Annotated in this window: 10 protein-coding genes; 2 read left to right on the top strand and 8 right to left on the bottom strand. The window is 45.2% G+C overall.

What is annotated here, in order from left to right; genetic code table 11:
- Positions 1 to 31: 31 nt before the first annotated feature.
- From hsp20 to MSMTP_RS00390, 7 genes are all read right to left on the bottom strand, one after another.
- Positions 32 to 571, bottom strand: coding sequence for an archaeal heat shock protein Hsp20 (hsp20, locus tag MSMTP_RS00420; RefSeq protein WP_082090690.1), 540 nt, complete (start codon positions 569 to 571; stop codon positions 32 to 34).
- A gap of 303 nt (positions 572 to 874) precedes the next feature.
- Positions 875 to 3,097 (bottom strand): CDC48 family AAA ATPase, encoded by a 2,223-nt coding sequence (locus tag MSMTP_RS00415; RefSeq protein WP_048177045.1) that lies wholly within the window; start codon positions 3,095 to 3,097, stop codon positions 875 to 877.
- Positions 3,094 to 3,852, bottom strand: a complete 759-nt coding sequence (locus MSMTP_RS00410; RefSeq protein WP_048177044.1) for an ArsR family transcriptional regulator — start codon at positions 3,850 to 3,852, stop codon at positions 3,094 to 3,096. Before MSMTP_RS00410 ends, MSMTP_RS00415 begins: the two co-directional genes overlap by 4 nt.
- Before the next feature lie 584 nt (positions 3,853 to 4,436).
- Entirely contained in the window at positions 4,437 to 6,149 is a 1,713-nt protein-coding gene (locus tag MSMTP_RS17765) for a nitrous oxide reductase family maturation protein NosD (protein WP_052718231.1), read from the bottom strand.
- 130 nt (positions 6,150 to 6,279) lie between these two features.
- On the bottom strand, positions 6,280 to 7,260 hold the full coding sequence (locus MSMTP_RS00400) for a hypothetical protein (RefSeq protein WP_048177042.1): 981 nt from the start codon (positions 7,258 to 7,260) through the stop codon (positions 6,280 to 6,282).
- A 384-nt stretch (positions 7,261 to 7,644) separates the two neighbouring features.
- Positions 7,645 to 8,109 carry a Zn-ribbon domain-containing protein gene (locus MSMTP_RS00395; protein WP_048177040.1) on the bottom strand — a complete coding sequence of 155 codons (465 nt, stop codon included), beginning with the start codon at positions 8,107 to 8,109 and terminating at the stop codon, positions 7,645 to 7,647.
- A gap of 236 nt (positions 8,110 to 8,345) precedes the next feature.
- The gene (locus tag MSMTP_RS00390) at positions 8,346 to 9,020 is read right to left on the bottom strand and encodes a phosphoribosyltransferase (RefSeq protein ID WP_048177037.1); all 675 of its coding nucleotides are present in this window, start codon (positions 9,018 to 9,020) and stop codon (positions 8,346 to 8,348) included.
- 512 nt (positions 9,021 to 9,532) lie between these two features.
- Between MSMTP_RS00390 and MSMTP_RS00385 the strand changes: the two genes are divergently transcribed.
- Both MSMTP_RS00385 and MSMTP_RS00380 read left to right on the top strand, forming a co-directional pair.
- Complete coding sequence (locus MSMTP_RS00385; RefSeq protein WP_048177034.1) at positions 9,533 to 10,348, top strand: winged helix-turn-helix domain-containing protein; 816 nt, start codon at positions 9,533 to 9,535, stop codon at positions 10,346 to 10,348.
- A gap of 91 nt (positions 10,349 to 10,439) precedes the next feature.
- A complete protein-coding gene (locus MSMTP_RS00380; RefSeq protein ID WP_231582853.1) occupies positions 10,440 to 11,306 on the top strand; it encodes a protease inhibitor I42 family protein in 867 nt (288 codons plus the stop codon).
- A 155-nt stretch (positions 11,307 to 11,461) separates the two neighbouring features.
- Here MSMTP_RS00380 and MSMTP_RS00375 read toward each other — a convergent pair whose 3' ends face one another.
- Positions 11,462 to 11,653: a hypothetical protein gene (locus MSMTP_RS00375; protein ID WP_048182326.1), complete on the bottom strand. Its 192-nt coding sequence runs from the start codon at positions 11,651 to 11,653 to the stop codon at positions 11,462 to 11,464.
- Positions 11,654 to 11,894: the final 241 nt, after the last annotated feature.

The raw sequence follows: 11,894 nt of genomic DNA, 5'->3' as shown, positions 1-11,894 counted from the left end.
TTGCGCTCCGGAAAACTTTACTCGGAAAACTTCACTCGATATCGATAGAAGTCCGGGAACTGGATTCCAGCCGCTTAAAGATAACTTCCAGCACACCGTTTTTGTATGTGGCTTTTGCGCTCTGGGGGTCCACCTTTACGGGCAGTTCCACACGTTCGGAATATTTTGGATTCCCATTTACTGTTTCGATTTCAAGTATTAAATCAGTTGCGTTCAACCGGATATTTTCTTTTTTGATTCCCGGCATCTCCGCAATCACATGCACAGTCTCCTCGTCTTCCAGAACATCGATCAGGGGTCTTCGCATGTCAGAGTAGTGCTGCCCCTCGGTTTCATCCCGCCGTTCAAAGGCGGACGGGATATTCCCGAACTCCCGGACCTCAGGTTCTTCCCCCGGCTGCCGGGTTATGGAAAAGCCGTAGACGAAGGGATGTTTCTCGAAATCGTTCATGTTCATGTCCATTCCCATGGCCCTGCTGATACGATCGAACATCTCTTCTATGTCCTGCAGGGGATCGATCCCGAACATTTCATCAAAGAAACTTCTCCTTTTTCTCCAGTCTCTGTCCACCATATTCATCACTCCATATATTAATATCCGGTAGGCATCTATTTTTTCGGATAGTCATCTATGTCAGAAGTCATCATTTTAGCCGGTAGGCATCCATTAGTCGTGAAATCATCTTTAAGTCGTGAAATCAATAAGTCAAAAAGTCATAAGCCGGTTTAATAAAAACCAGCTTTAATCAACATTCAATGGCCCGGAAATGCCCCGGCAGAGAATGTGTCTCCAAACAGCCTTAATGTCTCCAAACAGCCATATCTTCCCCGGAGTCAGGACTGTGTCTGCCTCTTCCACGACTTAAGGTTCCGGTTATTCATTACTAATTTCGCAAACTCCTTCGTCAATCTCGGTGGCATGTTTAGCAAAGAGTTCGGCACTTTGTTCGTAAATCCCGAGCGTCTCCCTTGAGGTTGTGGGTTTCACCCGGCGGACTGCCTGTCCAAAGTGCTTCTTCGTAAGCTTGATGTTCCTTGCCCTTTCCATGAGCTCCTTTCTGCTGATCCCGGAGCAGATCACTTCCCGGAGGGCAAGCATTGCAGCTTCCCTGCAAATACCTTCGATATCGGCTCCCACATAACCCTCGGTTTTCTCTGCAAGTTCGCTAAAGCTTACATCTTCTGCAAGGGGTTTATCTTTCAGGTGGATCCCAAAGATTTTCTCCCTGCTAGCCTTATCGGGAGGCCTTATGTATATGAGCCTGTCGAAACGTCCCGGACGAAGGAGAGCCGGGTCTACCATATCCGGACGGTTCGTGGCAGCCACGATGATAACATCTTTAAGCTCCTCGATCCCGTCAAGTTCGGTCAGGATCTGGCTTACAACCCTTTCGGAAACGTGGGTATCCGAAACGGCACTCCTCTGGGGAGCAATGGAATCGATCTCGTCAAAGAACACCACCGTTGGAGCAGCCTGCTTTGCCTTCCGGAAAGTCTCCCGGATCGCCCGCTCGGATTCCCCAACGTACTTGCTGAGAAGTTCGGGGCCCTTGATGCTGATAAAGTTAGCATCGCTTTCACTGGCAACGGCTTTTGCAAGCAGGGTCTTCCCCGTACCCGGCGGCCCGAAAAGCAGCACTCCCCTGGGAGGCTTTATTTTGACTAACCTGAACATTTCGGGGTACTTGAGAGGCCATTCCACGGCTTCGACAAGTTCCTGTTTTGCTTTTTCAAGCCCTCCGATGTCTCCCCATTCCACATGGGCCACTTCCACAAAGACTTCACGCATTGCAGAGGGTTCGATGTTCTTCAGGGCTTCTCTGAAGTCTTCCTTCTTGACCTCCAGGTTGTCCAGGACCTCCTGAGGGATCTCTTCATCGATATCAATATCGGGAGTGATCCGCCTGAGGGCGTGCATGGCAGCTTCCTTACAAAGGGAAGACAGGTCCGCGCCCACGAAACCGTGGGTCACGTCAGCAATCTCGGAAAGGTTTATGTCTTTTTCAAGAGGCATACCCCTGGTATGGATAAGGAGGACCTGCTTCCTGCCGTTCCGGTCAGGGATCCCAATCTCTATTTCCCGGTCGAACCTCCCGCCTCTCCGGAGGGCTTCGTCGATGGAGTTCGGACGGTTCGTGGCAGCAATCACCACAACCTCACCCCTGGACTGCAGCCCGTCCATCAGGGAAAGCAGCTGGGCAACGACCCTGCGTTCCATTTCCCCGGTGACTTCTTCACGCTTCGGGGCAATGGAATCGATCTCGTCTATGAAGATGATTGAAGGGGCGTCCCTTTCCGCTTCCTCAAAGATTTCCCTTAGTTTATGCTCACTTTCCCCGTAGTATTTTGAGACAATTTCCGGGCCGCTGATGGTAATGAAGTTAGAATCTGTTTCGCTGGCAACAGCTTTTGCAATCAGGGTCTTGCCGGTTCCGGGGGGCCCGTGCAAAAGCACACCTTTCGGAGGTTCGATCCCGAGTTTCTGGAAAAGCTCCGGGTGCCTGAGAGGAAGTTCGATCATTTCCCTGACAAGCTGGATTTCCCGCCTGAGCCCTCCGATATCCTCATAGGAGATACCTTCCGGAGTCTTGATCTCCTCAAGAGACTTTTCCTTGATGACGATCTCGGTATCTTTTGTAACCACAACCGGGCCTGCGGGCTTTGTAGACGTAACCACGAAAGTCAGGGGGTTGTTTACGGTCTCCACCCTGATCTGCTGCCCCTTGTTAAGAGGCCTCCCCTCAATGATCCTGAGGATGTAATGGGCACCCCCGACAAGCCTTACCGACTGGGAAGGAGTCAGGGTGACTCTCTGGGCGTGTTTTGCCCGGACTTTCTGGATCGTAACCTTATCGTCAATCCCTACTTTTGCATTGCTGCGCAGGTTTCCGTCTATCCGAATCCGGTTTTCCTGCCCGGGTCCGCGTTCCACGTTCGGCCAGACAATGGCGTAGGTATTGGCTTTGCCTGAGATCTCAATTATATCCCCGCTCACAAGTCCCATCTGCTGCATCAGGCGGGTGTCGATCCTTGCAATGCCCCTTCCAACATCCTTGTGATAAGCTTCGGCGACTCTCAAGTTTACGTCTTCAGTCATACCTTCTCTTCTCCCTTCTCACGTATTTTCCAGTACTGCTGGTTATTCCTGATCGCGTATTGGATAAAACCCCTCTCTGCAAGGTCAATGAGGTTAGCGTTAATGATGCTCGGGTGCAGGCGCAGGTTGTAGCAAAGTGCGGCTGCAGTGGTTTCGTTCTTCAAAAGCTCAAAGAGGATCTCACACTCCACAGGATTTTTTGCAACCCCCTCGATAGAATCCAGGCAGCTATCCATCAGCCGGGTATAGTCAGCCTGGAGCTGCTGCTGCATCCTCGCAAGCTCTGCATGTCTTGTTTTCAGTTCCCGGAGCCTTCCGCTCAGTTTCAGGAAAACAGCCAAAGGTTCGGGCCTGGAAGGAACTTCTTTCTTACCAGCAGCAGCAGGAGCGTCACCCTGGATCTCACCATTCACTTCCGGGACACTCTCGGCACTTCCTTTCCTCTCCTGACCTCCCCCTTTCCTTCCCTTTTCAAAAGAGATGTCCTGAAGCGACACCGTATAGGCATAAGGGGATACCGACACTTCCAGCCTCATGTTATTGGCGATGTTGAAATATTTCCGCCTCTGCTCGTCCACGCTACATTCTATCAGTCCAGCCTGCTCAAGCAAGCTCAGGTGGTTGATGATAGCCTTTGGCCCAACCCCAAGCCTGCCCGAGATCTCACTGACATAGCAGGGCCTGTTTGCAAGAAGCTGAATAATCTTCCTGCGGTTTTCATTCCCCAGGATGTCAAGTAATTTTGCTGGTTCCATTGTTTTTCCCTTCGATAATTTGTGTAATGGCTAAATGTTGAAAAGCGAGTTTCACCCTATTAGCAGGTAAATTTGTGACTTATGCATTATACATTGAATAAGGAGTTATTTGTGATACCTTAATTTGTGAATGATTTATGTACATTAATTCGCAATTTTCAGGTAAATTGTTACGACGATGTTAAAAACAAACTTTTACCCGGGATTTTAACAACCACTTATCGAGCTTCCTCCAGCTTTTTTTGGTTGCTGCTCCCTGGCTTTTCTGAAATTTTGTGTCCTTAACCCCATAAGTCGTTTTTCCTTTACGGAATTAACGTAAACATCCCCGAAGCAAGGTTTTTTCGTGGTAAATCCCTGTTCGGGATTTTTGAAATGAAATAGCAATGTAGAGAAGTAAAAGTTAGTAACCATTAGTTAGTATTAATAATATATAAAATTATCTTTGTTCAATTTATTTGTAGAGAAATGGAAGAAGTGGGAATTAAATAATCCATAATAAAATATAAAAATCAAAGTTGCGATGGCGCACCCCGCAGCAAGCTGTCGAGGTATTCGACTGAAATAAATAGGTCATTTAGAATTCAGCTTCCACTGTTGTTTTCACTGTAAGGGTCAGACCAGACTTTGACACCAAGCCCTGAAACAGCAATGTTACCTTTCAGGGTGTTATTGCGGGAATTTGCCAGCGTAATCCCGTATTTGTATACGTTTGAATCCACAGTGTTATCCAGAAGTTTATTATTATCGGAATCATCAAGACAGATGCTGAAATAATTCATTGAGATTACGTTTTTGCTCAGCTCGTTATCCGAAGAATTGCTGAGGGATACGGCACTCCAGCTGCTGGACACATCATTGTTGATCAACTTGTTTTTGCAGGAGTCCTCAACCCGAATTCCGTTTCTGTCAACCTCACTCCCCGGATTGGAGATGTTGTTACCAAGCAGCCGGTTATCATCGGAATTTCTTAGGAAAATTCCATACTTACCGTTTGAGTTTGCAAAATTGGATTCCAGGTTGTTGCTTCCGGAGTCTCTAAGATACATCCCATACCAGAAATTGTTGTTTGCTTTATTAGCAACCAGGGTATTCTTGCCGGAGTCACTAAGATAAATTCCGTATTTGCCGTTTGATACGGAATTATTTTTCAGTATCCAGTCCCCTGCATCCTTAAGAAAAATTCCATAATCATTGTACACCAGCCTGTTGTCGGTAATATTCCCATCGGAAGCGTGCAGATATATTCCGGCTTTTCCCCGGTCACCTGCACCGGTTATATTGAATCCGTTAATTGCCACATGGTCCGAACTTACATGGAAAACATGATTTTCTGGATCATCAGCCCGAATAACCGTATCATCCGGATTTCCTGACTGCGAGATTACGGTCAACGGTTTGTCCACAAAAAGGTTTTCCGCATAAGTCCCGGGATAGACAACAATTATGTCCCCGGAAGCAGCCCCGTTTATAGCCTTCTGTATCGAATCCCCGGGATAAACAGCAATCTCATTCCAGGAATCGGTATTGTTAAAGGAACATGGGATTTCTCCGGAACCGGTATAATTTACGGCCTGCTGCATCGAATCCCCTGAATGAACACGGACCCCTTCCCAGGAGAGTGAACCTGTCTTAATCATCAGCACCTCATCCCCATAGTTCGAGGTCAGAGCCGTGAGTTTCCAGGCAGGGTAATACGTGGTTTCCCCTTCGTATCCGTAAGGATAGGTCTCAAACCCATTGAAATAAACAAATTCAACACCTGTAATCCGGGTCCTTCCCAGGGGAGACATCGGGAAATTACCTTCCGGAGTGACAAAATCCCTTTTTCTTACCTGTTGAATCACGTACTTACCCGAAGAATTGACGTCTATCAGTTCTACAATCTGGAGGGAAGCTGCAGGCTGAATGTCAGTTGAATTATCAGTTGTATTGTTGGCTGTATTATCATCCTTGAATTTGCCTTTTACAATTTCATCATTTATGACAAGGAAACAGATGTCTTCAGTGCACTTATCGTAGGCTTCAATCGAGTTTGCAAAACTTACACTAAGCACCCTGGACGGCGATTTCCCCTTATATGCCGGAAGCCGGCAAACCGGCAGTTCGGGAACTTCAGTATCAAGGGCAACCCTTTGATTGGTCAAAATTGCCCACGTCTGTAAGACCCTTTTATAAGGCTGGTCCTCTTCCATTGCAGGGCAGTAATTGAAAGTTTCATAGAAGAGAGGAAGAGCGCAATAGGCTGCTGCCAGGGCAATGAGAACCGCAACTGCAATTTTTGCTTTATTTTGCATGGAAACCTCCTCAAGAAATTACAATTCGCGATTCAAGCTCTTGCATCCAGAACTCTCCCCTCGGGAAACTCTGATTCCTGATTCAATCCTCCGCATACGGAAACTTCCCCTCAAGCAACTTCAAGCAAGCTCAAGCAACCTCAATCCCGATTTCCATGGGATATTCAGGATGGTCTATAAGGTTGATATACAATTTTTCTGATGAACCCAGTTCAGTAGCATAATCAGCTCTTACTTTTTGTTCGAAAGGTGGTTGTCCGTCCAGGGTAATTTCATACCTGTAATTCCCCAGTTCCACATTTATTTCAGGGGAAGCGACCTCATCGCCCGGGTTTAACGAGTATGTTCCATTGAATACGGGCTCATTATGGAAATCAAGGAGCTCGATTCTTATTTCATGGCCTTCTTTATCGCTGTTGCTAAGGAAAAACTGCAGGGGATCTAACGAATATTCCTGCTCCAATTTTTCTTTCATATCCTCATGACGATACACCCACACGAGATGGACTACTTTTCCATCGTACATTTCATCGGTAGCCCTAATCCCGTATGATAATGTGTAGAAGTCCACGACAATAGACCCGGAAATCGAGTCCTCGCCTACTGAGAAAAATACGTTGCTCTGCGGTTTTCCGGTTATGTACCCTGCATAAGTTGTCTTCGAAGTGGGATAATCCGTTTCATGCAGTTTCAGTTCAAAGTCCTCTCCCATAAGGCTCAGGTTTACAGTGCCGTTTGCGGCGGATTTGTTGAATTTTACAGGATTTATGATTATGGCAGCTACATAATCGCAGGATTCGGGGATTTCAAGCAAGCTTTTATCGAACCCTATTACCGGAATTATTCCATCCCCGCCAGTTTCCGAAAGGTTCCCGGGGGAACTCTGGCCAAATCCCGTTTCGTTAAGCTCCGGGTTTGCCTCTAGCGACAAGTTTCCCCCTTCCCCATCTGCACCACCTTCATTTGCCACTCCTTTGTCTTCCGTTCCATTGTCCACATCCCCTACCAGATTTTCATTTCCCAGAGAGATACATCCTGAAAAGTAGACAGAACCGAAAATGACTGAGAGTAGTACAAATATACTGATTGCTGATAAGCTGCTGATCTTCATCCTTTCACATTCCAGAAATAATAAGTTACAGTGATATCGATAAAATAAATAATCACATATTCAATAGAAATATTTTCATATTGATACATAATACTTTCGAATAAAAATTACTTGTTACATAATAAAAAGAAAAGATGATAGAGAATAAGCAAGCGAATAAGCAGTAAATAAGCGAATACAGTGAATAAGCGAATAAACAGAAAAGGAATCAAAGACTAACAACATAAAAGGAGATCAAAGACCAACGGAAAAAACCAGGACAATCAGAAACAAAGAAAAAAGGGCGGAAATCTAAAAGAAAAAAAGTTTCCAGAAACTTTTCCTTAAATTCCATAAAAATTGTATTCCATAAAAGGTCCTAAATTCCATGAAAAGGAATTATTTTTACTTTTTCTTCCCTTTTCCTTTTCCTTTCTCTCTTGCTTTTTCTTCCTCTTTCTGAGAACTGAAGACCGAAGGCAGGTGCAGGGCGTAAGAGCCTTCCTCTTTGATAGCCATCACGAGTTCCTTGCGCCCGAAGAGAGAATCGAGGTTCAGTTCGTAGGAACCGGGCCCCAGGATCCTGACAGACTCCACCCTTTCTTTATCCTCTTTCTCTGCTTCCTTTTCTTTTTCTTCACTTTCTTCTTCGGACGCCAGGGCTTCGTCAATATTCCTGACCACCTCATCAAAGGAGGATTCCAGATCCAGTTTCTGCTCTTCTTCAGCGGGTCTGTCCTGGTTTTCCCGGGTTTCCTCACCCTTTCTTACGTAGAGGAACTTGTTCCAGCCGCAATTAGGACAGCCGCTGAGGATGGCGCCATCACCGTTTTCGAAAACGGTTCCGCATCTGGTACATCTGTGGGGCATGGGTTCACCGATTATAGATAGTGTAAACGTAATTAATTCAAACGTAATTAATTTGAACATAAATTAATTTGAAAGTAAATTAATTTGAACGTAAATAATATGTACGGTGGTATTTACCGTTTGCTTTGTTTACTTCTTTGTTTACTTCTATTTCTTTTACTTCTTTTGACTTTCCAATGGAAAGCAGGGTTTTTAGCCATATCGGTTTGGATAAATTTATAATTAATGTTTCATTTTCATAGAAGTTTCCAGTACTTTTTCCCGTCGAGAAGCTCGGAACTGATTTTTCCTGTCCATTCCATTTCATAAAGGACTTCCGGAAGCCTTCCAGGCTGGGTTATTTCAAAAACTATCGGGTCGAGGGCATGGTTTACGTAAAGACTGTGCCTGAGAGCGGCAAGGTCCCAGCTTTTTCCAGGGTATTTTCTCATAATTTTTGTGATGAGGTTGAGCATAGCCTCCATAAAATTCCAGGGATAAACGATCCAGGCCCAGTCCTCAAGCCTTTCTCCTACATAATCGGGATCAAACTTCGAACTCTTGACGTACTGCAGGGAAGCAGTCCGGATATCCAGAGGTTTTCGCCCTTCCACGTAGGCTCTGGCTCTCAGCATGCTCTCCCCGCTGTCCACGATATCGTCCACAATGAGCACTTTTTTTCCCCTTATAACGTTGTCCGAGAGCGGATACCTGATGTGGGGTTCGCCCGTATCAATGGCAATCTCTCCCACATAGTGTTCAATTTTAAGGCTTGTCAGGTCGTCCAGACCCAGGAAATCACAGAGAACGCGCCCTGCAAACCAGCCTCCCCTGGCAAGTGCTATGATCACGTCCGGCTCGTAGCCCGAACGCTTTATTTCGTTTGACACGTTTCGGCACAGGTTGTAGATATAATCCCAGTTTGTAAGCACACATTTAAATGATTCCGTACAAAGCCCTCCCTGAGCCAGAGCCCGGCATAGGGCCAATCAGCACGTCCACTGCCTCCAAAGCCGGGATGTTTTAAGCTTCCTCCTGAAAACATATATAAATCAGAGCCATATCACTTTAAGGTTTCTTGTTGGGTCTTATCCTGAAGAATTATTAAAAGAAATATTAAGGGAAATATTAAGGGAAATATTAAGGGAAATATTAAGGGAAATATTAAAAGAAATATTAAGGGAAATGGAGATAAATGTTTTAATAGTTTACACTGCCTTTTCGCAAGTTTAATTAAGCGTAATTTCAAGAAACCTTTAAGGCAACTTCCCCAAAAAAATGATCTACAAATATTCTCTAGAAATAATTTGAAAAACCCTTCTCAAAAAATGATCTGAGAATTTCTTGAAGGATTTGTTCCCGAAAAAGGAAAAACGGATATCTTATTCTCCATTAGAAAACAATAAACATCCCCCAGAATGATAAAAAGGGAGAAGTGAGAACAATGGAAAAAACCCTGACTGACCTGCTCTTCATGTCCCAGAAAAGGAAAGACCTCCTGCTCCTTCTAAAAAAAGGAAGTAAAAATATAGATGAAATCGTGGACGAGCTTCACGTCAACCCTACAGGGATGCTGCCCCAGATCAAAAAACTGAAAGAAGAGTACCTGATAATCCAGAATGACAGAGACTACGTGCTTTCTCCCCTCGGAGAGATACTCGTAGAAAAAATGGAACCCTTGCTGGACATCCTGGAAGTGATTGAGGAAAACGAAGATTTCTGGCAGGAACGTGACCTTAGTGGGGTGCCAACTACTTTTCTCGAAAGACTTAACGAATTGAAACCCAGTTCCCTGATCAGACCCAACCCCGACAATATCTTTGAACCTCCAAAAAAATTTATGGAGAATATAAAAAAATCAAAGCATATACTCTCCCTAAGCTCGGTTTTTCATCCATTATACCTCAAAACATTTCTCGAAAAAAAGGATGAGGAAAACGAAATTACTCTAATCGTCACTGAAGGTGTTTTTACAAGATTTGAAAATGACTTCAAAGAAGAACTGGAGAATTTTCTAACTCAGGAGAAAAAAAAGTTGTTCGTGCTTTCAGATGAAATAAAAATAGCAATGCTCACGAAAACGGAATGTTTTATGATGGTCAACTTCCTGACCTATAAGGGCACCTTTGACCAGGAAAACGTCCTGTGTTTCGGACCTGCAGCCCTTCAGTGGGCTGAAGACCTGATCTTGCATTATAAAGAACAGGCAAGGGAAATAAGTGGAAACGAGTTAACTGAGCCGAGAAAACTTCGAACCTGACTGCAGTTTAAGCAAAGGATAAATCCAACCAGAGACATCTTTTCATTCATACGGCACCAGAAGAATCCTGAGGCGATTTAGAATGAAAAGAATGAAAAATAAAAAAAGTCCAAATTTTGTAAAAGCTGTTGCAGCTTTGCTCCTTATTGCCGCAGTCGTGGTTTCCGGCTGCGTGGACGGCGGGGAAGAGAATGATACGGACCTGGAACCAACAGGTCCCACGGCAGGGGTGAATAATACAGGGGGGAATAACACCGTGGACGAAGTCGACAGTGAGGAAGAATTCATCTACAAGACCGCAAATGTAGAGAACATAGAAATCATGACCCTGGAGTCCTTCCCGGTACAGGTAAAGGTATTGGCGTCAGGCAACCTGCCCGACGGCTGCACGGAAATAGATGAAATTCAAACCGAGAGGACAGGAAACACATTTAAGGTCAGCATCAGCACGAAAAGGCCCAGAGATGCGATCTGCACCCAGGCACTTGTGCCCTTTACGGAGACCATCCCCCTCAAAGTGCGGGGCCTGGAAGCCGGGACATATACCGTGGATGTAAACGGGGTTACCGGGACATTTGAACTTGCAACCGATAACGTAATAGAGGAACCTTTCCCGGAAGCAAGAGAAAAAACCTCATTCACCGAAGCCGACAACGGGACAACAGCGATCTTTGAAAACGGAACAGTCTTCTACCTGAAGCTTTCCGAAAACCCGACCACCGGCTATTCCTGGGAACTTGAACTGAGTGAAGGACTCAGCCTGCTTAATGACGAATTCATATCTCCGGAACCTCCGGAAGGAGCCGATGAGCCGCTTGTAGGGGCAGGTGGAGCCCATATATGGGAGATCAAAGCTGTGTCAGACGGAAACCAGCACCTGAAGGGGATTTACAAAAGGCCCTGGGAAAACGAAACAGGAGAAGAAGAAATCTTCGTGCTTGATATTGAAGTGGTCTGATTTCCCCATGAATCTACATAGATATTTTCTTTCATATCAGACCGGGGCAGGGTTTTCCGAAGAGAACCTAACGAAGAGAGCGTACGCTGCCGTAAATCCAGGTTTTCAGCCGATGGAACCAAAATCCAAATCCTCAGAAGGTTCTCAGAATGCCCTCAGGAAACCCCCAGGGCCTCTTTCAGATCTTTCAGGCAACTGTCACATATGTAGGAAGTACCTATCTGAGTACACCCGAGAATATCTGAACTCTCTTCCTCCTCTTTTTTCCCCGAGCTTCCCGGATAACCCTCGCAGTAGACCCCACACTTTACTTCACAATAAGCCCCACAGAACAGACATTTAGTCATAATATAATCTAGGTTTTTAGATTTCAAATAGATGCCCCTGGAAATCCCAGGAAGGGAAAAATAAAAAACAAATAAAAAAAAGCTCAAAAATTGGACATTTCCCGGGAAAAATATGCAATCTGAAGGAAAAATTCACGATTGAATTCCAAAAAAACTGTAAAAAAGGAGCAGTGACCGCAAACTATTTACGTGATCGCCAGTATGTTGTGGTTGCTGATTCAAAGTATATCCCATTAATAAC

Source organism: Methanosarcina sp. MTP4, from assembly GCF_000970045.1.
Classification (GTDB): domain Archaea; phylum Halobacteriota; class Methanosarcinia; order Methanosarcinales; family Methanosarcinaceae; genus MTP4.
This window is presented reverse-complemented; position numbering and strand designations above follow the sequence as displayed.

Coding starts and splice junctions, on each gene's coding strand:
- MSMTP_RS00415 (WP_048177045.1), bottom strand. CDS start 3,097: ATGACTGAAGACGTAAACTTGAGAGTCGCCGAAGCTTATCACAAGGAT.
- MSMTP_RS00410 (WP_048177044.1), bottom strand. CDS start 3,852: ATGGAACCAGCAAAATTACTTGACATCCTGGGGAATGAAAACCGCAGG.
- MSMTP_RS17765 (WP_052718231.1), bottom strand. CDS start 6,149: ATGCAAAATAAAGCAAAAATTGCAGTTGCGGTTCTCATTGCCCTGGCA.
- MSMTP_RS00400 (WP_048177042.1), bottom strand. CDS start 7,260: ATGAAGATCAGCAGCTTATCAGCAATCAGTATATTTGTACTACTCTCA.
- MSMTP_RS00395 (WP_048177040.1), bottom strand. CDS start 8,109: ATGCCCCACAGATGTACCAGATGCGGAACCGTTTTCGAAAACGGTGAT.
- MSMTP_RS00385 (WP_048177034.1), top strand. CDS start 9,533: ATGGAAAAAACCCTGACTGACCTGCTCTTCATGTCCCAGAAAAGGAAA.
- MSMTP_RS00380 (WP_231582853.1), top strand. CDS start 10,440: ATGAAAAATAAAAAAAGTCCAAATTTTGTAAAAGCTGTTGCAGCTTTG.
- MSMTP_RS00375 (WP_048182326.1), bottom strand. CDS start 11,653: ATGACTAAATGTCTGTTCTGTGGGGCTTATTGTGAAGTAAAGTGTGGG.